This window comes from Pseudomonas sp. BT76 TE3572 (genome assembly GCF_050435365.1).
Lineage (GTDB): Bacteria > Pseudomonadota > Gammaproteobacteria > Pseudomonadales > Pseudomonadaceae > Aquipseudomonas > Aquipseudomonas fluorescens_W.
Genome location: NZ_JBNDKE010000001.1, coordinates 1547783 through 1566557 on the forward strand (window position 1 = coordinate 1547783; position 18775 = coordinate 1566557).

The window sequence follows — 18775 nt, forward strand, 5'->3', positions numbered from 1 at the left end:
GCCGAACGCAGGCTTCGCCAGCTGCTACAGGGGGTTGTGTCGCCGCTAGGTCACTGGTTCGCGGCGGAATCGACTCGGGTCATTTGGCCGCGTTCGTAACGCGGATACAGATGGCTGACGCTGCGGATCAGCTCGTAGCGGCTCAGAGTGATCTCGGCGAAACGCTCGGGAATGGGGCTGCGGATCATCTCGGCCATGTCGCTGCCATTGGCGGCGCCGTCGCGCATGAGCTGATCGAGCCAGCTAAGGTAGTCACGCATTTGCTCGAACGGCAGTTGATCGCTGGCCACGGGGCCGTGACCGGGGACGATCAGCGTCCACGGCAGGCCTTGAAGGGTGGCGATGTCCGCCAGCCACACCGACAGCCCCGGACTGTTGGGCGTGGTCAGCGCCCGTTGGTAAAACACCAGATCCCCGGCAAACAACACGCCGGTTTTCTGGTCGAGAATAGCCAGATCCGCGCCCGTGTGCCCACCCAGGCCCAGCAGACGCAGATCGTGATCCCCAAAACTTCGCACGCCAGGCGTCAGCGCCTCGGTCGGCAACACCACTTCGGTGCCGCGCATCCAGTCGCCCACCAGGCGGTACATGTTCTCGGCCATGGCATCGCCCTGCTGATGCAACAGCTCGGTGGTGCCGGCCAATGCGCCGATCGGCACGTCACTGAAGGCCTGGTTGCCGAGCACATGATCAGGATGATGATGGGTCAGCAACACCTCGATCACCGGTTTGTCGGTGATCGAGGCAATCGCCTTGCGCATCGCTTCGCCGTAGCGTTTCGACGGCCCGGTGTCGATCACCACCACACCCTGCTCGGTAACGATGAACGCGGTATTGACGATGTTGCCGCCATTGGCCTTGGCAAAATTGTCGGTGCTGCCTTCCAGCAGCCAGGTGTCTTCGGCGATCTGCCGGGGTTTGAGTATGTATTCAAGATCCGCCAAGGCCGGCAGGCTCAAACCGATAAACAACAGCAGCATCCAGCGCATCACGCGCTCCTTTGGGTCAGGGTATGGCCGCATCGAATTGATTGCCGCTGTTGTCGCGCAGCATCAGGCGCGTCTGCCCTGCCCCTTCGATATCGAAGGCCAGGTTGGGGTTTTCACTGACGGCGGGAAACAGCTCCAGACGGGCCAGCAGTTGATCGTTCTGATCCCGCAGTTCGGCATGGTTGATGAAGAATTCCGGGATGCCGCTGACCATGCCGTTGTCCATCGGATGCGCCACCTGCAAGCGCACACGGCTGAATTCGCCCCGGGGATAACGACCGCCCAGCACTTCGCCGATGTGCTCTTCCCATCCCGGCTGAGTGCGCACCACACTCGGCGCCGTGCAACCGCCGCCCGCCGCATCGATCAGCGTCGAGCCGACATGCCAGACCCCATCGCGAGTCAGTACCGCCGCACGCAACGGCGTGGCCTGTTCGATACGGATGCGGATCGACAGCCAGGGCAGCACGCGGTCCAGCGGCTGGAAATCGACAATTTTCGGCAAAGGGTTGAGCTCGGCCCAGGCGAGGATTTTCACCACCTCGCCCTTGAACGCTCGCGCATCGATTTCCAATGGCACCTGCCGGGCATCTTCGGCGAACGGTGGCGCCAGCAGCTTGACCCGCTCGTCGAACACGAACGGCGCATCGCCGAGCATTTGCTTGTGATAGAAGGCCCACATCACCGAGGGCACCGGGTCTTTGCCCGGCTCGATGTCTACCGCGTGCGCGGCGATGGGTAACCAACAGGCCAACAGGCAACTCGCTCGCCAGTTCACTATTGATACATCTCGGGCACGTCATAGCGCAGGCCGTAATGGCCATAAATGGTTTTGACCGCGCCCTCGCGGATCAAGGCTTCCAATGCCTCTTCCACGGCATAGGCCAGTTGCCGGTTGCTTTCGTGCACCGCCATGCCGATCTCCCAAAGTTGCTTGCCCATGTTCGGGTAGGCGTTTTCCGCCAGCGCCACTTGCGGGTCCGCCGCTTCATGCACTTGCCAGTCGATCTCGCCGCGCATGGCCATGACGGCGTCAACTTCACCGGCCTTCATGGCCGCGAAAGCCTGGGGCACGCCGGGGTAGTGGTGGGTTTTGCCGGCAAGCATGCCGTTGAACACCGAGGTCAGGTAGAACGACGGCACGCTGTCAACTTCGACGCCGATCGGGTGGTGCTCGAACACGGCGACGCTGCCCACCTTGTCCAGCCGGCGGCGGTCATAGGCGACCTGCCATTGTTCGTTCTGGTACGGACCGAACATCACTACATGGCCGTTTTCCAGCTCGCCCAGTTCATTGCGTTTTTGCGCGTAATCGCGGTCATACGGCACGCGCATCATCAGGTCGGCCAGTTGCAGATCATGCAACTGACTGGCACGCCAGATGTAATCGCGCAGATCGTCATCGAGCTTCTCGCCGGCCGGCGCCCAAATCAACGTCAGGCGTACGCCGAGGGCCTTGGCCAGCGCTTCGGCGAGCTCGACATCAACGCCACGGGCCTGGCCGGCGTCCTCGAAACTGTAGGGGGCGAAGTCCTTGTAGACCGCTACTTTCAGCTCCCCGGCGGCGATCATTTCGTCATAGGTACGAACCTGCGCCTGCACTGCCTGGCAGCACAGCAACACAGCACTGATCAACACAGCGAGCAGGCGCATGGGTTACTCCTCGACGTGAACGCTGTCCAGATAAGTGCGTACCGCCCACAAGGCTTCCTGGCTCAGGTAGTCGGCCATCTTCGGCATGTAGACCCGGCCGTCACGCACGGCGCCATGGCGCACGCGTTCGACGAACCACTCATCACCGGCATCAGCGACATCGAGCATGCGCAAATCAGGGGCGATGCCGCCGGATTTGGCTTCCAGGCCATGACAGGCCGCACAGTTCTGGTTGTACGCCGAAGAGCCGATTTCCAGGGCCTTATCGTGTTCCGGGGAGGTGCGGTAAGGGTTCACCGATGCCCAACCATCGGCATCCACCGGTACGCCAGCGTCCTTGATCGGGGTCAGGCCCGGGGTGGCGACAGCCTGGGGAACCACATTGCCGTGGGCCCAGACGGAACCTGCGCTGATAAAACCGGCCAGCAGTCCGGCAACGAGTAAGGCGTTGCGTTTTGTTTTCATTGTTATGCCCTCTTGATTGCACGCAAAACCTCTTTGAAGAGGCTATGGCACCCATCTTAGGAAGGGCTTCGCACAAGCCCCATGCTGCTTTGGTGGGCGCGGTCTAGTCCCTTGGTAGTAGGGCGTGTGGCGTGCATCCGGGTACGCTTCCGACGCCTTTACTACCTTGGTACTGGCTCACTGGTACTTTCTGCATATTTCCTTCTGCCTCACAGCATTCCTATGCTGGCGCTACCTGTAATGGAGTGCCTTATGCGCCAGCTTGCCCCTTACGCCCTGATCTACCTGTTGGCGATTGCCTGCGCCGCCGGGCTGGCGACCCAGAGCCAGGCCGCGGACGCGCCGTTGCAGGTGCAGATCGGCTACCTGGGCTATCGCCCCGACCCGGGACCGTTGCTGTCGAACGTCATTCCCGAGCCGGTCGATGCCGGGTTGCGTGGCGCCGAACTGGCGATCACTGACAGCAACAGCACAGGACGTTTCCTCAACCAGAGCTACAGCCTGGTCAGCGCCACCGTCGACAATCCCGATGCCTTGGTCGAAGCGGCCAAGGCTCAGCATGAACAAGGTCTGCGCCTGTTTGTCGTCAACGCACCGGCCGCCAGCCTGCGCCGGCTCAGCGCCGTGCTACCCGACAGTTTGCTGTTCAACACCGGCAGCCCCGACGACAGCCTGCGCACCACCGACTGCCTGCCGAACGTGCTGCACAGCCTGCCGAGTCGGGCGATGCTCGCCGATGCGCTGGCGCAATTTCTGGTGGTGCGCAAATGGCAACGGGCGCTGCTGATCGTCGGCCCGACCCCGGACGATCAAGCCTATGCCGCCGCCCTGCGCCGCGCCGCCAAACGCTTCGGCCTGAAACTGGTCGCGGAAAAAGCCTGGAGTTTCGACAACGATCAGCGCCGCAGCGCCCAGGCCGACATGCCGCTGTTCACCCAGACCGCCGAGTACGACGTGGTGCTGGTGGCGGATGAACGCGGTGATTTCGGCGAATACGTGCCCTACCAGACCTGGTACCCACGGCCGGTCGCCGGCACTCAGGGCCTGACCCCGGTGGGTTGGCACAAAACCGTGGAAACCTACGGCGCCGCCCAGTTGCAGAAACGCTTCGAAGCCCTGACCGGGCGTTGGATGAATGACCGCGATTTTGCGGCCTGGATCGCCGTGCGCAGCATCGCCAGTGCGGTGAGCAAGTTGCGTCAGGTCGATGCGAGGGCGATCCGTACGCTTGAGATCAGCGATCAATTGCCGCTGGACGGTTTCAAGGGGCGCAAGCTCAGTTATCGGCCGTGGAACGGCCAGTTGCGCCAGCCGATCCCCATCGTGCAGCCCCGGGCGCTGGTCAGCACGTCGCCGCAAGACGGCTTCCTGCACCCCTTCAACGAAATGGACAGCCTCGGCTACGACAAGCCCGAGGTCAGTTGCCGCTTTCCCTGATTCAACTTCCACAACAATGAAAAAAAAAAGGAATCCGCCATGCGCCGCACCCTGCTCTCTTGCGCCCTGCTGCTCGCCGCCGGACAGGCCGCGGCCAGCACCGCTTGGGTCTCCAACGAAAAAGACAACAGCCTGAGCCTGATCGACCTGCAGACCCTGCAAGTCACCGACACCCTGCCCGTCGGCCAGCGCCCGCGCGGTCTGCTGCTGTCCCACGACAATAAGCTGCTGTACATCTGCGCCAGCGACTCGGACCGGGTCCAGGTGATGGACGTGGCTACGCGCAAGATCATCAAGGAACTGCCCTCGGGCAAGGATCCAGAGCAGTTCGCCCTGCACCCGAATAATCGCTGGTTGTACGTTTCCAACGAAGACGATGCGCTGGTGACAGTGATCGACACCGAAACCTCCAAGGTGCTGAGCCAGATCAACGTCGGCGTCGAACCCGAAGGCATGGCCGTCAGCCCCGACGGCAAGTGGGCGGTAAACACCAGTGAAACCACCAACATGCTGCACTGGATCGACACCAGCACCCAGACCCTGGCCGACAGCACCCTGGTGGATCAGCGGCCGCGCTTCGTCGAGTTCACGCCGGATGGCTCCAAGCTCTGGGCCTCGGCGGAAATCGGCGGCACGGTGACCATTCTCGACGTCGCGACCCGCAAGACCCTCAAGACCCTGACCTTCCAGATCAAGGGCGTGCACCCGGATAAAGTCCAACCGGTCGGCATCAAGCTCAGCGCCGACGGCAAGTACGGTTTCGTCGCGCTCGGCCCCGCCAATCATGTGGCGGTGATCGACGCCAAGACCTTTGAGATTCTTGATTACCTGCTGGTCGGCCGGCGTGTCTGGCAGATGTCGTTTACTCCGGATCAAAAGCAATTACTGGCCACCAACGGTGTCAGCGGCGACGTGTCGGTGATTGATGTCGACAGCCTCAAGGTCACCCAATCGATCAAGGTCGGGCGCTATCCGTGGGGCGTGGTGGTGACGCCATGAACGCACTCGAAGTCAGCGAGCTGAGTTTCGCTTATGGTGCGAAAGAGGCATTGCGCCAGGTGAGTTTCAGCCTCGCGCCCGGCCGGTTTGCGGCGCTGCTGGGGCCGAACGGCGCAGGCAAATCGACGCTGATTGCCCTGCTCACCCGGCTCTACGATTTGCAGCGCGGTGACATCCGCGTCGGCGGCTGTTCGTTGCGCAACGCGGCGCGTCCGGCGCTCAAGCAATTGGGTGTGGTGTTTCAGCAAAGCACGCTGGACCTGGACCTCAGTGTCGAGCAAAACCTGCGTTATCACGCTGCACTCCATGGGATGTCCCGACGTCAAACCGGCCTGCGGGTCGACGCCGAACTGGCACGCCAAGCCTTGACCGAACGCCGTCGCGAGCGGGTCCGCGAACTCAATGGTGGCCACCGTCGTCGAGTTGAAATCGCCCGCGCGCTGCTGCATGAGCCGCGCCTGCTGCTGCTCGACGAAGCCAGCGTCGGCCTCGACCCGGCCAGTCGGCTGGCGCTCAATCAGCACATTCGCAGTTTGTGCCGCGAGCAGAACATCAGCGTGCTCTGGACCACCCATTTGCTGGATGAAGTGCAGCCCAGCGACGACTTGTTAATCCTGCATCAGGGCCGGCTGGTCGCCAGCGGACAAGCCGACGCCCTGAGTCTGGAGCACGGCGGCGACCTGGGTTCGGCCTTCACTCGACTGACCACTTTAGGAGCCGCCCAATGAATGCCTACTGGCAATGTTTCAGCGGCATCGTGCTGCGTGAATGGCTGCGTTTTGTGTTGCAGCGCACGCGGTTTCTCAGTGCGCTGGTGCGGCCATTGTTGTGGCTGCTGGTGTTCGCCGCCGGTTTTCGCGCGGCACTCGGGATCGCGATCATCGAGCCCTACGACACCTACATTCCGTATGAGGTTTACATCATCCCCGGGCTGGCCTGCATGATCCTGCTGTTCAACGGCATGCAAGGTTCGCTGTCGATGGTCTACGACCGGGAAATGGGCAGCATGCGCGTGCTGCTGACCAGCCCCCTGCCCCGGACCTTCCTGCTGTGCAGCAAACTGTTGGCCACCTCGCTGATCTCGCTGATGCAGGTGTACGCCTTTCTGGCGATTGCCTGGGTGTACGGCGTGCAACCACCGGCCATGGGGCTGTTGATCGCGTTCCCGGCGTTGCTGCTGGTGGCGTTGATGCTCAGCGCGCTGGGTTTGTTGCTGTCGAACGCGATCCGTCAGCTGGAGAACTTTGCCGGGGTGATGAATTTCGTGATCTTCCCGCTGTTTTTCCTGTCGTCGGCGCTGTATCCGCTGTGGAAAATGCGCGAGTCCAGCGAGTGGCTGTACTGGTTGTGCGCCTTGAACCCGTTCACCCATGCGGTGGAACTGGTGCGGTTTGCCTTGTATGAACGCTTCAATCCGTTGGCGCTGGCGGTGTGCGTGGGGCTGACGCTGGTGTTCGCCCTGCTCGCCGTATTCACCTTCAACCCGCAACACGCCGCCCTGCGCAAAACCAACTGACAACACAAATCCCCCTGTGGGACTTGTGTTGAACGGGGTGAAATTACTACTTTAGTACTGGTTTTCCTGTCTATCGTCGCATTCCAATCGCACCGAGACTGGCATGTAATAGGTTCATAACTATAAGGATTGAACCCCATGCCGCGTGCCCGACGTCGTCTGCTGCGCCCTTCTCTCGCTGCGCTATCGCTGAGCCTGTTGCTGGGTGTCGCGCAGGCCGAAACCCCGCTGTTCTCCGCTGACGGCTATCGCATCGGTCTGTACCGCAGTCCGACCCCGAATCAAGTACAGGGCGCCGGCATCATCGATACCGCGGCCCTGCAAACCCTGCTGACCCAAACACCGCGTCCGGTGCTGATCGACGTCTACCGCCGCCAGTGGTTGCAAGGACGTTTCATCGAGGACCAGCCCCACGAGAACCTCCCCGGCAGCCATTGGCTGGCCAATACCGGCGACGGTGACCTGACGCCCGACTGGCAGGACTATTTTGCGCGTAAGCTAAACACATTGACCGAAGGTGATCTCGCGCAACCGCTGGTCTTCTACTGCCGCTCCGATTGCTGGCTGAGCTGGAACGCCGTGAAGCGCGCCGCCGCCATGGGCTATAAGACGCTGTATTGGTATCGCGACGGCCTGGACGCCTGGCAGGCAGCCAATCTGCCCGTGACGCCGGCTCAGCCCGAGCCCTTTCCCTGACCTTTACGCGTGCGTGTTGTTGCCACACCCTAATCAAAATAATGAGGTGAAAGGCTATGTACAAAATTCTGATTGCCGACGATCACCCGCTGTTTCGCGAAGCCATTCATAACGTCATCAGCGATGGTTTTCCGGGCAGCGAGGTGATGGAAACCGCCGACCTGGACAGCGCCCTGGTGCTGACACAGGAACACGATGATCTGGACCTGATCCTGCTCGACCTGAACATGCCCGGCATGCACGGCCTCAATGGCCTGATCAACCTGCGCAACGAAGCGCCGACCATTCCGGTGGTGATCGTCTCGGCCGAACAGGACAAACAAGTCGTGCTGCAAGCCATCACTTATGGCGCAGTGGGTTTCATCACCAAATCCTCGCCACGGGTGCAGATGACCGAGGCCATCCAGCAGATCCTCAACGGCAATGTCTACTTGCCGCCGGACATCATCCGCACGCAAAAATGCGGTACACGGCGCATGAACGATGCCCCGAGCTTCCCACCGGAACTGCTCCAGGCCTTGACCCGCAAGCAATTGCTGGTGCTCGAACGCATGACCAAGGGCGAGTCGAACAAACAGATCGCCTACACCCTGGAAATCGCCGAAACCACAGTCAAGGCCCATGTCTCGGCAATCCTGCGCAAACTCAATGTGCACAATCGGGTGCAGGCGATTTTGAGCGCGGGCGACATAGATTTCGGGTCTTATCTGCGGCGCTGATTCTGGTAGACCGAGTCGGCCCCATCGCGGGCAAGCCCGCTCCCACAGGGTTTGTGTTGGAACATAGTTTGTTTGAACACTGCAAAACCTGTGGGAGCGGGCTTGCCCGCGATGGGGCCAGTGAACACACCAGAAGACTCAAGGCCTGCCGAGCAAGTGACTCATCGCTGTCTTGAGCTTCATCGGCCGCACCGGTTTGTGCATCAGGGTGTGGCCCAGTTCGCGGATTTGCTGCTTCAGCTCGTTGCTGTAGTTGGCGGTGATCATCATTGCCGGAATCGCTGAACCGCGTCGGGCGTTGATCCGGGCCACGGCATCGACGCCGTTCTGATCGTCGTCCAGGTGATAATCGGCGATCAGCAGATCGGCTTCTTCGTGGTAGTTGTCCACTTGCCGCGCCAGGTCCTCCTCGGACAGTGCCGTGACCACCAGACATCCCCACCCTTCGAGCAACGTGCGCATGCCGGCGCAAATGGCCGCGTCGTTGTCCAGCACCCACACCCGCGCCCCACGCAGACGTTCCAGCATCGGTTCACTCATCAGCAAACTCGGCAGCGCCTTGGGCGCCGTGGCGCTGAGCGGCACTTCGATAGAGAACATCGAGCCCTTGCCCGGCCACGAACGCACATGAATGCGGTGACCGAGAATCCCGGCAATCTTTTCGACGATCGCCAGACCCAGGCCCAAACCGCGATCCTGATCGGGACGCTGCACGTCACCGCGTTTGAATTCCTGAAAAATCTCTTCCAGGCGGTTTTCGGCGATGCCCATGCCGCTGTCCCAGACCTCGATCGACAGGCGCTGGTGATGACGCCGGCAACCGAGCACCACACGACCGCTGTAGGTGTAGCGAATGGCGTTGCTCAACAGATTTCGAAGGATCCGCGCCAGCAACTGAATGTCGCTGCGCACCAGTGCCGAACAGGGAATGAAATGCAGTTCAAGGCCTTCGCTGCGGGCGACCTGGGTGTACTCGGCCGCGAGGTTCTCCAGCAATTCGCTCAGGGCAAACGGCGCGATGTCGGCCTTGATCACCCCGGCATCCAGTTTGGATATATCGACCAGCGTACCCAGCAGGTTCTCCACATCTTCCAGGGAGTTGCTGACATTACGCACCAAAATCGCATTGGCCACCGGCTCCCGCCGTTCAAGCAACGCGCTGGTAAACAGCCGCGCGGCGTTGAGCGGTTGCAGCAAATCGTGACTGACGGCGGCGAGAAACTTGGTCTTCGACAGGTTGGCCTGTTCAGCCTCGAGTTTGGCTTCACGCAGGCGAGATTCCGCTCGCCGACGCTCGTCGATTTCACGCAGTAATTGGTCGTTGAGCGTGGTCAGTTCCGCCGTGCGTTCGCGCACCCGCAACTCAAGATTCTGATAGGCCTGGTGCAGCGCTTCAGCGGTGCGGCGGCGTTCGGTGATGTCGCGGATCAACACGAAAATCCCCACCACTTCCCCGGTGGCCAGGCGATTGGGTACGTAGGAGCGCAGCATGTAGCGCTCCTGATTGTTGATGTTGGTTTCGGCGAACTCGAAGGTCACGCTCTCACCGGCCAAGGCCCGGGCCACGTAGGCTTCCAGACGCTGATAATGCTGTTCGCTGTGGACTTCGCGCAGGCTCTGCCCAAGCATCACGCCCCGAGGCCAGCAGTACCATTCTTCATACACCTTGTTGGTGAACTCGTAGACCAGGTCGGCATTCAGATAGGCAATCAGCGCCGGCACATGGTCGGTGATCAGGCGAATCCAGCGCTCGCTTTCGCTCAACGCTTCGGCGTGCTGATAGCGTTCGGTGATGTCGGTGAAGGTGTTGACGAAACCGCCGGTGGGCAATGGATGGGTGCGAATTTCCAGCACCCGGCCATCGTAGAGGCGCTGCTCGCATTCCTGCACGTGCCGCCCGTTCAGATCGCGACTGGCCGGGGTCAGCAGGTTCAATTCGCTGTCGCCGATCACTTCGGCAAACGGACGATGGGCCGCCACCGGGGCCAGGCCGCTCAGCTCAAGGAAACGCCGGTTCCACAATTCCAGAATGCCCTCGGCGTTGACCATCGCCACCCCTTGGGACAGGTTGTCGACCGCTCGTTGCAACAAATGGGATTTCTGCGCCACCGCCTGCTCGCGGCGCACGGTTTCGCTGAGTTTGACGTCGGTAATGTCGGTGAAAAGAATCACCCGCCCGCCTTCCTGAGTCGGCCTTTCGCTGACTTGTAACCAGCGACCGTCCTGCAGGCGATAGAGCAGGTTTTCGTCGGCATGCCCGCGCGGCTCTTCAGTGAACAATCCGGTGGCGGACATCAGTCGCTTGACCTCGGCCAGGCGCATGCCGGCGTTGATCCGCACCCGGCTGTTGCCCCAGAACGCCTTGAAGCGGCTGTTGAACAGCACGATCCGCTGGTCCGCATCGAACAGCACAAACGCATCGGAAATGCTCTCGATCGCATCGATCAAATGCTGATGCGCGGTTTCCGCGCGCAGGCGTGCCTCGCTGAGCAAGTGGTTGCCCGACTTGAGTTCAGCCATGGCCTGGTTCAAGGCATCGGTGCGCTCACGCACCTGCTCGGCCAGCACCACCGAATGCTGGAACGCCGCGTAGGGGTCGTTGCCGCGAGTGATGCCGGACTCGATCCGCTCGATCAGCGCGCCATTGATGCGTTGCAGTTTGTGGTTGTCGCGCTGCAGGCTGGCGATCTGTGCCTGAAGCTCAACGGTGTCCAGGGGACCGGCCTCGGGCAATGGCAACCCCGGTGAAGGTCTGGTTGATGTGCATGCCATTGAACTGTTCTCCGTAGGTGTTGAAACCCATCACCCGTTGATCACGCAAAAACGTTCCGATCTGCTCCAGACTGCCGCCGTCTTCCAGTTCCAGACGCCTGAGAAAGCAGTCGCAGCCGATGGTCAGCAACAGATCGCCGAGGCGCTCCTGCAAGCCTTCGAACAGGGTTTGCAGGTTCGGCAGCATCGGGCCTGGCGTCATGACGGTGAGGACGATGCCGTTTTCCACCGCGCAGTAGAAACTCAGGCTCAAGTCCGGGTGAACCTGCTGGATCGCCCGCACGTAATACTGATCGTTGATCCGCACGGCCAAAGGGTGCGCGGCGAAGATCCGGTGATCGAGCTCGGCCACCGGCACGCCAATGTGCCGGGCGTATTCCTCGGCGGCCGGCTCGGCATTCAGTTCAAAGACCCGGCGCGAGGCGCTGTCGGCCCCGGTGACCACCAGTTTTTCCGCCCTCGGCAGGATGTGGTGCGTGGTGAACACCTCGAAATCCAGCCAGGTGTTGACCAGCACCACCACCGCCGCGCCGCTGTGAAACTCGCCATTGAAATAGACGTGGGTGTGGGTCAGGTAATTGTCGTCGCCGGCCGAACCGCCGAAATGCGGAATGTCGCCCAACGCCGCGCTCAGGGCCGCGAGGACCATTTCTTCCCGGCTGGACAAACCATCGAGCAGGGTCAACGCAAAGCTGTTGCCCTTGATCGGCGCCAGGGTATTGCTGCGACAACCACTGACCAGTCGCTCGACCATTTGCTGGGCGTCGATCAGGCTGAAGCGTTCCATTTCGCAGATCAGTTCGGCGTCGATGGAAAAATGCCGGTGGTCGAAGCCCACCGCGGTCACGCAATTGCGGCCGTAGCCAAGGGGCGTGATTTCCCCGGCGCTGGTGCAACCCACCAGGCGAATGCCGCCGAAGCTTTGTTGCAAGGCCTGGCCCAGCGCCTGCAAGTCGTACTCGGCGGAACAGAAGAACAGCACGAAGCCCAAGTGCGGGTGCAACAGTTGCCGCGCCAGCTCCTGCGCCACTTGTTGGGCATCGGTGGCCTGGGACATTGCACTGACCACACCTTCATCACTCTGGACCTGCTGCATTGTCGCCTCCCGCAGGTGCGCATGTATGAGGTTCGAGTGTACGAAGCCTGTGAGCGGCTACGTATGCTACTTGGGTAGCGGGTAGCCGCTTCGATGGGATGAGAGTGGACGGATTGCGGCGTGGTGACCGACGCTTTGTGGCGAGGGAGCTTGCTCCCGCTGGACTGCGAAGCAGTCCCAACCGGCCGATGCGCGACCAGGATCGGGACCGCTACGCGGTCCAGCGGGAGCAAGCTCCCTCGCCACAGGTATCTGCGTCGCTACAGGCTTACCAGGTCAGCACCGCCCCCACCGCAAAGGTGTCGGTGTCTTCGTTCTGGTCGCTGGTGTCGTGGCCGTTGATTGCGAACTGGTTGTACTCGGCCACCAGCTTGAGGTTGTCGTTGACGTCATGGAACAGCGCAATGCCGCGCGTTTCATAGTCCGCGCCGCTGCCGACCACGCCATTGCCGTCGTCGTTGGTCTTGCCGTAAGACAAGGCCAACCGGTTCTTGCCCAGTTTGTAGGAGCCCTGCAGCAGGTAACCGTCGCTGTCGACATTGCGCAGGGTCGGTTCGCCGGCGTTGTTGGTGAAGAACGGGTTGATGCCCTTGGCCTGGAAGCCGGAGCCCGTGAGGGACAAGCCGCCCATTTTCGCCTGCACGCCATAACCGACGCCTTTGGAGGTGACGGACGCGACGGTGGAATCGGTATTGTCCGATGTCTGGTAGCTGCCGTTGACCCAGCTGTAGATCTTCGCGCCGGCAACGTCGAACTGATAGGTGATCTCGCTCTCGGTGCGCGGATTCTCCTGGTAGGCCTTGCCCAATGGACTGCTGTCGTTGGTGTCCACCGGGTCCATGATCCCCACGGCCACCCGCAAGCCCTCCATCACCGGCGTGCGATAGGTAATCTGCGACGTCGGGAACGGGTACGGATAACCCGTGCCGATGTTGCCGAACGACACCCCACCACCGTCCACCAGGCCCAGGGAATCGCTGACCTGGCCGTACCCGGCGAGCATTTCATCCAGCAGGATGTTGGAACGGGCAAACAGGCCAAAGTCCTTGCCGATCAGCACTTCGCCCCACTCCGGGTTGGCCACCGTGCCGTAGAACTGCCGCACGTCGATGGCAGTGTCGGTGCCGTTGGTTTCGCTGTCGTTGATGGTCACCCAGAAGGACGACCGGGCGCCGAGCTTGAGGTCATCGACCTGCTTGCTCATGTTGAAGCCCAGGTAGTTGGGCAGAAAACCCATCTTCACACGCGCCTGTCGCCGGTCGAACTGGTCACCAGCACGGTCCACTTTGCTGTTCACATAGAAAGCGTTGATGTAGCCGTCGGTGGAAAACGTGGTCTGGTCCTTGTCGTACAGCACGATCTCGGCTTCGGCCATCGAGCTCAAACCGAGGGTCGACAGGCTGGCGATGAAGGCAGGCAAGAAACGATGCTTGATGTTCTTATTGTTGTGCATGACGCGCTCCGCAGCGGGGGACTGGATGTCGGAGGCGATTATCGAAAGCTGACCGGCGGCGTCATACGCTGCCTTGGCGGCGGTTCTGAAGTGCTTTGGAGTGGCAGGCAATGCGCGACAAGTTCGGTGTAAGACCGTCCATCGACGAGGCCCGAAACTTAAGGTGTACGCCTGTGGAACGGACTGGCGTCCACAGGAACCGGTACTTGTTAGACGCCCGCTCTAAACAGCATGTAAGCGGCGACCACGACACAAATGCTGGCGAAGCCGATCTGTAATCCCCGGGCCGGTATTCGCGCGCAAAGTCTTCGGCCAATGATCATGCCGACGATGCTCGCGACGATAAATGCCACGCCCCAAGCAATCCTTAATAGTGCTCAAGCGTCGTACAAAGCAATGAAAAACCTTACAAAAAAAACAGAGCCGCCTGAAAGAATTTTCCGAAAGATCAAACAAAAAACAAGAGTTCTTGAAATTTCAAACATCAAAAAATATACATACACCTACACAACACCAATCTCAGAATCACACGCTGTCTTTTCAAAGCCGGGGCAATATGAAAAACGCAATATCACCTACAAGAAGTGAAAACTTTTCCGACTGGTATCAACAAGTCATCAGTCAGTCTGAACTGGCTGAAAACTCTCCCGTTAGAGGTTGCATGGTCATCCGCCCATGGGGCTATGGCATATGGGAGCAAATTCAACGAGAGCTTGATCAAAAATTCAAGGATACAGGCCATGTGAACGCATATTTCCCACTTTTGATCCCATTATCCTTTCTTCAAAAAGAAGCAGAGCACGTCGATGGTTTTGCCAAGGAGTGCGCAGTCGTAACCCATCACCGTCTGGAACAGACCGCAGATGGAAAACTCACTCCCGCTGGTGAACTGGAAGAGCCTTTGATCATCAGGCCTACCAGCGAAACGGTGATCGGTGCCTCCTTTTCACGATGGGTGCAAAGTTATCGGGATCTGCCGCTACTCATCAATCAGTGGGCCAACGTCCTGCGCTGGGAAATGCGTCCAAGGATCTTCCTGCGCACCTCAGAGTTCCTATGGCAGGAAGGCCACACCGTTCACGGTTCCAGTGAAGAGGCCTTGGACGAGACGCTGAAGATGCTGGACATCTATGAGCGGTTTACTGTCGAGCACCTGGCCATACCAGTAATCAAGGGTGAAAAGTGCTCATGGGAACGTTTCCCGGGCGCTGTCAGCACCTACACCATCGAGGCAATGATGCAGGACGGTAAGGCCTTGCAAGCAGGCACCTCACATTTCCTGGGACAAAATTTTGCCCAGGCATCAGACATCCGCTTTGTTAATAAGGAAGGGGTAAAAGAACTGGCTTGGACCACTTCGTGGGGTGTTTCCACGCGTTTGATTGGTGCCATGATCATGGCTCATGGCGATGACGATGGCCTGGTGATCCCACCGCTGGTTGCACCGACGCAGGTCATCATTGTTCCGATCGTACGCAGTGAACAGGATGCCGAAGTCATCCATGCTTACTGCGACAAGCTGCAAAAGCAGATCTCCCGAAAGAAACTGAAGGGACAAAACCTGCGTGTAAGCGTTGATAAGCGGGACATGAATGGCAGCGAAAAAAAGTGGTATCACATCAAGCGCGGTGTGCCTGTTCGGGTCGAGATCGGGATAAAGGAACTGGAGCAGAACATGGTTTCTTATTCCTGCAGAGACAACAGCAAGAACACGTTAAACGATGAGATGATTAGCTTTGTTAAAGACTTGCCAAAAATACTGCAGACTATTCAGGTAGGCATGCTTGAAAGTGCCAGAAAAAAGCTGTCGGACAATACCGAAACAGTTACTACACTTGACAACTTCAAACAAGCTTTCAAACGCAAGGACAAACTCAATACATTCGTTCTCGCCCCCTTCATCGATGACGAAAAAGTTGAGAAAGCCATTAGCGAACTGGGTGTAACAGTTCGATGCATTCCACTCGCTCAACCCAAGGTTGCAGCCACCTGCTTATTTACAGGTCAGCCCACCAAATCCTGGGCACTGTATGCGAAGTCATATTGATCCTTGATCACCAACAGCCCCGTTTGCCAGGGGCTTTTTTGTTATCGGTTGGATTAACTTTCTCCCTTCTACATAGAAAATCACACCCCCCACCATCAGCAACACCAGCAAGTACAACAAAAAATACAGCGGATTGAAGCCGGCGAGAATGAAGCCACACACCACCGGCGTCGACGCCGCGCCCAGGTAAGTGAGGTTTTGCGAACTGTAGTAAGCCCCTGCCATGTGCGCCGGTGCTATCCGGGTGATGTAGAAGCAGAAGCTGGATTTGAGCCTGCGCTACCAGCCGCTGAAACCGCCTCTCGATCTTATGCCTTGAGCAACATGTAACCCGCCACTACCACGCAAACACTGGCAAATCCCAGCTGCAACCCTCGGGCCGGCACGTGGGAAGACATCCGTCGGCCAATCAGCATCCCGACGATGCTCGCGACGATGAACACGGCGCCGGTGGCGTTGATGGACACTCCCGCATGGAGCGCGCCGATGACACCAGTCAACGAGATCAGACTGATCACCATCAAGGAAGTGGCGACGATTCCGCGCATCTGCACGTCGGTCAGTTGCTTGAACGCCGGGACGATCAGGAAGCCGCCGCCCACCCCCAGCAACCCGGAGACCACCCCGGTCACCGCACCCAGTGCCGCGAGGGTCGCGGTGCACTTGGCGGTCCAGGAAAAGCGCCCGGTCTGCTGATCGAGCATGCAGTTCTTCTGGCCCCAGTTGGCGTGCCCGTGGTCGCTTGGACCTTCGTCCTGGCGCTCACGGCGCAGCATCCGCCAGGCCACCATGACCATCAGCAGGCTGAACAGGATCATCAGGATTTTTTCCGGCAACTGATGGGCGAAGTAGATGCCGACCGGCGAAAAAACCGCCCCCAGCAGGGCGATCAGCAACGCTGCGCGATAACGCACCAGACCATGGCGCAACCCGTCGATTGCGCCGACAGCCGCCGCACTGCCCACTGCGAACAGTGCGACCGGCGCAGCCTGGGTCATGGTCAAACCCAGCCCCAGCACTAAGGCCGGCACCGCAAGAATCCCGCCACCGGCGCCGGTCAAACCAAGTACCAACCCCATCACTACGCCAAAAAAACTCGCCAGCAACATAAAACTCTCGTGATCTGCAAAAAAGCCGGGAGCGCCCGGTATCGATGACTGACAGGATAGAGCCCGCGCAGCTTTTTTCATTAATTGAATTGATGCGGGCTGGTCAGCGCAGGGAAAATGAAACTACCCTCATGACTTGTCCAGAAAGAAACGGCCACCATGCCCGCCTTGATTGAAGCTTTTTTAGACCCAGCCTCGTCGACCTACAGCTACGTGATCTACGAGCACGATGGCGGACACTGCGCGATCGTCGACCCGGTGCTCGACTACGACCCCGCCGCCGGACGAACCGCCACCGTCCAGGCCGACAAGATCATCGCCTTCGTTCGCCAACATCAGTTGCAGGTGCAATGGCTGCTGGAAACCCATGCCCATGCCGATCACCTGTCCGCCGCACCGTATTTGCGTCGGGAACTGGGCGGCAAGATTGCTATCGGCGAATCCATCAGCAAGGTTCAGGGCGTGTTCAAGACCCTGTTCAACCTTGAGCCGGAATTTCGCAGTGACGGTTCGCAGTTCGATCATCTGTTCGCGCCGGATGAATCGTTTCTCATCGGCAACCTGAAAGCCACGGCCCTGCATGTTCCCGGCCACACGCCGGCGGACATGGCCTATTTGATCGACAGCGATGTGATTCTGGCGGGCGATACGCTGTTCATGCCGGACGTGGGCACCGCGCGCTGCGACTTTCCCGGCGGCAATGCCAACCAGATGTTTGCTTCGATTCGCAAACTGCTGGCCTTCCCTGCCAGCGTTCGACTGTATGTCTGCCACGATTACCCACCCGCAAACCGCGAACCTCAGTGCATGAGCACAGTGGGCGAGCAGCGCAAAAGCAACATTCATATCCATGACGGTATCGACGAAGCCGCGTTCGTCGCCATGCGCACCCATCGCGATGCGGGGTTGGGCATGCCGACGCTGTTGCTGCCGGCCATCCAAGTGAATGTGCGGGCGGGGAATATGCCGCCGGCCGAGGACAATGGCGTGACTTACCTGAAGATCCCGATCAACAAACTCTAAACCGAACACATAACCCGTAGCAGCTGTCGAGCACCGCGAGGCTGCGTCCGCGGTTTACCTGAAGGAACTCGGTTGCAGGGTCTACGACTGCTTCGCAGCCGAACGCTGCCTCGCGGTGCTCGACAGCTGCTACAGGGAATTTGCGCTTAGTTGTTGAGGGTCAGGCCATTCGCCGGCAACGGCAGCGCAGTTTTATAACGCACCTGCTTGAGCGCAAAGCTCGAACGGATGTTGGCGACACCGGGGACTTTGGTGAGGAAGTCCATCATGAAGCGCTCCAGCGACTGAATGGTCGGCACCAGTACGCGAATCAAATAGTCCGGGTCGCCGGCCATCAAATAGCATTCCATTACTTCCGGGCGATCCGAGATCGCCTCCTCAAAGTGCTGCAACGCCTCCTCCACTTGCTTCTCCAGGCTCACATGAATGAACACATTCACATGCAGCCCCAGCAGCTCGGCATCCAGCAGCGTCACTTGCTCACGAATCAGGCCCAATTCTTCCATCGCCTTGACCCGGTTGAAGCACGGCGTCGGCGACAGGTTGACCGAGCGTGCGAGGTCGGCGTTGGTGATGCGCGCGTTCTCCTGAAGGCTGTTCAAAATGCCGATATCGGTACGGTCCAGTTTGCGCATGAGACAAAACCACCTGTTTTTTATGTTTATGCAGATTTTTTATCCTCAAATGATCGCCAACGCAACGAAACAGAGAGAAATATTCTTCTTGGCCCGGCCTATGATTGTTGTAGGACAAGAATTCTTTCATCGAAGAATGACGGTCAGCTCACTACAAAAAATTCAC

At 59.6% G+C, this 18775-nt stretch carries 18 protein-coding genes and 1 pseudogene; 8 read left to right on the top strand and 11 right to left on the bottom strand.

Annotated elements, in window-relative coordinates:
* Positions 1 to 50 precede the first annotated feature (50 nt).
* Genes ABH912_RS06910 through pedF form a run of 4 tightly spaced genes read right to left on the bottom strand, consistent with a single transcriptional unit; the run spans position 51 to position 3107 of the window.
* Positions 51 to 989 (bottom strand): quinoprotein relay system zinc metallohydrolase 1, encoded by a 939-nt coding sequence (locus ABH912_RS06910; protein ID WP_429510179.1) that lies wholly within the window; start codon positions 987 to 989, stop codon positions 51 to 53.
* Positions 990 to 1005: 16 nt separating this feature from the next.
* Positions 1006 to 1767: a quinoprotein dehydrogenase-associated SoxYZ-like carrier gene (locus ABH912_RS06915; protein WP_429510180.1), complete on the bottom strand. Its 762-nt coding sequence runs from the start codon at positions 1765 to 1767 to the stop codon at positions 1006 to 1008.
* Entirely contained in the window at positions 1767 to 2642 is an 876-nt protein-coding gene (locus ABH912_RS06920) for a substrate-binding periplasmic protein (RefSeq protein ID WP_033054528.1), read from the bottom strand. Before ABH912_RS06920 ends, ABH912_RS06915 begins: the two co-directional genes overlap by 1 nt.
* Positions 2643 to 2645: 3 nt before the next feature.
* Positions 2646 to 3107, bottom strand: a complete 462-nt coding sequence (gene pedF / locus ABH912_RS06925) for a cytochrome c-550 PedF (protein ID WP_033054527.1) — start codon at positions 3105 to 3107, stop codon at positions 2646 to 2648.
* Positions 3108 to 3359: 252 nt separating this feature from the next.
* Between pedF and ABH912_RS06930 the strand changes: the two genes are divergently transcribed.
* The 6 genes from ABH912_RS06930 to ABH912_RS06955 all read left to right on the top strand — a co-directional run bounded on the left by ABH912_RS06930 (position 3360) and on the right by ABH912_RS06955 (position 8474).
* A complete protein-coding gene (locus ABH912_RS06930; protein ID WP_033054525.1) occupies positions 3360 to 4544 on the top strand; it encodes an ABC transporter substrate-binding protein in 1185 nt (394 codons plus the stop codon).
* A gap of 39 nt (positions 4545 to 4583) precedes the next feature.
* Entirely contained in the window at positions 4584 to 5543 is a 960-nt protein-coding gene (locus ABH912_RS06935) for a YVTN family beta-propeller repeat protein (protein ID WP_033054524.1), read from the top strand.
* A complete protein-coding gene (locus ABH912_RS06940; protein WP_429510181.1) occupies positions 5540 to 6271 on the top strand; it encodes an ABC transporter ATP-binding protein in 732 nt (243 codons plus the stop codon). The genes ABH912_RS06935 and ABH912_RS06940 overlap by 4 nt, the downstream gene beginning before the upstream one ends.
* Entirely contained in the window at positions 6268 to 7059 is a 792-nt protein-coding gene (locus tag ABH912_RS06945; protein WP_429510182.1) for an ABC transporter permease, read from the top strand. The genes ABH912_RS06940 and ABH912_RS06945 overlap by 4 nt, the downstream gene beginning before the upstream one ends.
* Before the next feature lie 138 nt (positions 7060 to 7197).
* The gene (locus tag ABH912_RS06950) at positions 7198 to 7755 is read left to right on the top strand and encodes a PQQ-dependent catabolism-associated CXXCW motif protein (RefSeq protein ID WP_033054520.1); all 558 of its coding nucleotides are present in this window, start codon (positions 7198 to 7200) and stop codon (positions 7753 to 7755) included.
* A 56-nt stretch (positions 7756 to 7811) separates the two neighbouring features.
* A complete protein-coding gene (locus ABH912_RS06955; protein WP_008149733.1) occupies positions 7812 to 8474 on the top strand; it encodes a response regulator transcription factor in 663 nt (220 codons plus the stop codon).
* A 138-nt stretch (positions 8475 to 8612) separates the two neighbouring features.
* Here ABH912_RS06955 and nahK read toward each other — a convergent pair whose 3' ends face one another.
* The 4 genes and pseudogenes from nahK to ABH912_RS06975 form a co-directional block, all read right to left on the bottom strand.
* Positions 8613 to 11207, bottom strand: coding sequence for a hybrid sensor histidine kinase/response regulator NahK/ErcS' (gene nahK / locus ABH912_RS06960; protein WP_429513065.1), 2595 nt, complete (start codon positions 11205 to 11207; stop codon positions 8613 to 8615).
* A complete protein-coding gene (gene nosP, locus ABH912_RS06965) occupies positions 11176 to 12342 on the bottom strand; it encodes a nitric oxide-sensing protein NosP (RefSeq protein WP_033054515.1) in 1167 nt (388 codons plus the stop codon). Before nosP ends, nahK begins: the two co-directional genes overlap by 32 nt.
* A 268-nt stretch (positions 12343 to 12610) precedes the next feature.
* On the bottom strand, positions 12611 to 13795 hold the full coding sequence (locus ABH912_RS06970; RefSeq protein WP_429510183.1) for a porin: 1185 nt from the start codon (positions 13793 to 13795) through the stop codon (positions 12611 to 12613).
* 209 nt (positions 13796 to 14004) lie between these two features.
* Positions 14005 to 14151: pseudogene (locus ABH912_RS06975) on the bottom strand (sulfite exporter TauE/SafE family protein); the annotation flags it as partial.
* A gap of 200 nt (positions 14152 to 14351) precedes the next feature.
* Here ABH912_RS06975 and proS point away from each other — a divergent pair.
* A complete protein-coding gene (gene proS, locus ABH912_RS06980; protein ID WP_033054510.1) occupies positions 14352 to 15842 on the top strand; it encodes a proline--tRNA ligase in 1491 nt (496 codons plus the stop codon).
* Here the strand turns inward: proS and ABH912_RS06985 are convergent.
* Together ABH912_RS06985 and ABH912_RS06990 are read right to left on the bottom strand one after the other, a co-directional pair.
* Positions 15834 to 16067 carry a hypothetical protein gene (locus ABH912_RS06985; protein WP_429510184.1) on the bottom strand — a complete coding sequence of 78 codons (234 nt, stop codon included), beginning with the start codon at positions 16065 to 16067 and terminating at the stop codon, positions 15834 to 15836. The genes proS and ABH912_RS06985 overlap by 9 nt on opposite strands.
* An 83-nt stretch (positions 16068 to 16150) precedes the next feature.
* Complete coding sequence (locus ABH912_RS06990) at positions 16151 to 16951, bottom strand: sulfite exporter TauE/SafE family protein (protein ID WP_429510185.1); 801 nt, start codon at positions 16949 to 16951, stop codon at positions 16151 to 16153.
* A gap of 159 nt (positions 16952 to 17110) precedes the next feature.
* Between ABH912_RS06990 and ABH912_RS06995 the strand changes: the two genes are divergently transcribed.
* The gene (locus ABH912_RS06995; RefSeq protein WP_033054504.1) at positions 17111 to 17974 is read left to right on the top strand and encodes an MBL fold metallo-hydrolase; all 864 of its coding nucleotides are present in this window, start codon (positions 17111 to 17113) and stop codon (positions 17972 to 17974) included.
* A 146-nt stretch (positions 17975 to 18120) separates the two neighbouring features.
* Here the strand turns inward: ABH912_RS06995 and bkdR are convergent, their stop codons facing one another.
* Positions 18121 to 18609, bottom strand: coding sequence for a Bkd operon transcriptional regulator BkdR (gene bkdR / locus ABH912_RS07000; RefSeq protein ID WP_033054503.1), 489 nt, complete (start codon positions 18607 to 18609; stop codon positions 18121 to 18123).
* Positions 18610 to 18775 lie beyond the last annotated feature (166 nt).

Excerpts from the sequence above, each read along its gene's own strand:
- ABH912_RS06940 (WP_429510181.1), top strand. The coding sequence starts at position 5,540 with ATGAACGCACTCGAAGTCAGCGAGCTGAGTTTCGCTTATGGTGCGAAA.
- ABH912_RS06955 (WP_008149733.1), top strand. The coding sequence starts at position 7,812 with ATGTACAAAATTCTGATTGCCGACGATCACCCGCTGTTTCGCGAAGCC.
- ABH912_RS06920 (WP_033054528.1), bottom strand. The coding sequence starts at position 2,642 with ATGCGCCTGCTCGCTGTGTTGATCAGTGCTGTGTTGCTGTGCTGCCAG.
- nosP (WP_033054515.1), bottom strand. The coding sequence starts at position 12,342 with ATGCAGCAGGTCCAGAGTGATGAAGGTGTGGTCAGTGCAATGTCCCAG.
- ABH912_RS06910 (WP_429510179.1), bottom strand. The coding sequence starts at position 989 with ATGCGCTGGATGCTGCTGTTGTTTATCGGTTTGAGCCTGCCGGCCTTG.
- ABH912_RS06945 (WP_429510182.1), top strand. The coding sequence starts at position 6,268 with ATGAATGCCTACTGGCAATGTTTCAGCGGCATCGTGCTGCGTGAATGG.
- pedF (WP_033054527.1), bottom strand. The coding sequence starts at position 3,107 with ATGAAAACAAAACGCAACGCCTTACTCGTTGCCGGACTGCTGGCCGGT.
- ABH912_RS06950 (WP_033054520.1), top strand. The coding sequence starts at position 7,198 with ATGCCGCGTGCCCGACGTCGTCTGCTGCGCCCTTCTCTCGCTGCGCTA.
- ABH912_RS06990 (WP_429510185.1), bottom strand. The coding sequence starts at position 16,951 with ATGTTGCTGGCGAGTTTTTTTGGCGTAGTGATGGGGTTGGTACTTGGT.
- ABH912_RS06935 (WP_033054524.1), top strand. The coding sequence starts at position 4,584 with ATGCGCCGCACCCTGCTCTCTTGCGCCCTGCTGCTCGCCGCCGGACAG.
- bkdR (WP_033054503.1), bottom strand. The coding sequence starts at position 18,609 with ATGCGCAAACTGGACCGTACCGATATCGGCATTTTGAACAGCCTTCAG.
- ABH912_RS06985 (WP_429510184.1), bottom strand. The coding sequence starts at position 16,067 with ATGGCAGGGGCTTACTACAGTTCGCAAAACCTCACTTACCTGGGCGCG.
- ABH912_RS06970 (WP_429510183.1), bottom strand. The coding sequence starts at position 13,795 with ATGCACAACAATAAGAACATCAAGCATCGTTTCTTGCCTGCCTTCATC.
- ABH912_RS06995 (WP_033054504.1), top strand. The coding sequence starts at position 17,111 with ATGCCCGCCTTGATTGAAGCTTTTTTAGACCCAGCCTCGTCGACCTAC.
- ABH912_RS06930 (WP_033054525.1), top strand. The coding sequence starts at position 3,360 with ATGCGCCAGCTTGCCCCTTACGCCCTGATCTACCTGTTGGCGATTGCC.
- proS (WP_033054510.1), top strand. The coding sequence starts at position 14,352 with ATGAAAAACGCAATATCACCTACAAGAAGTGAAAACTTTTCCGACTGG.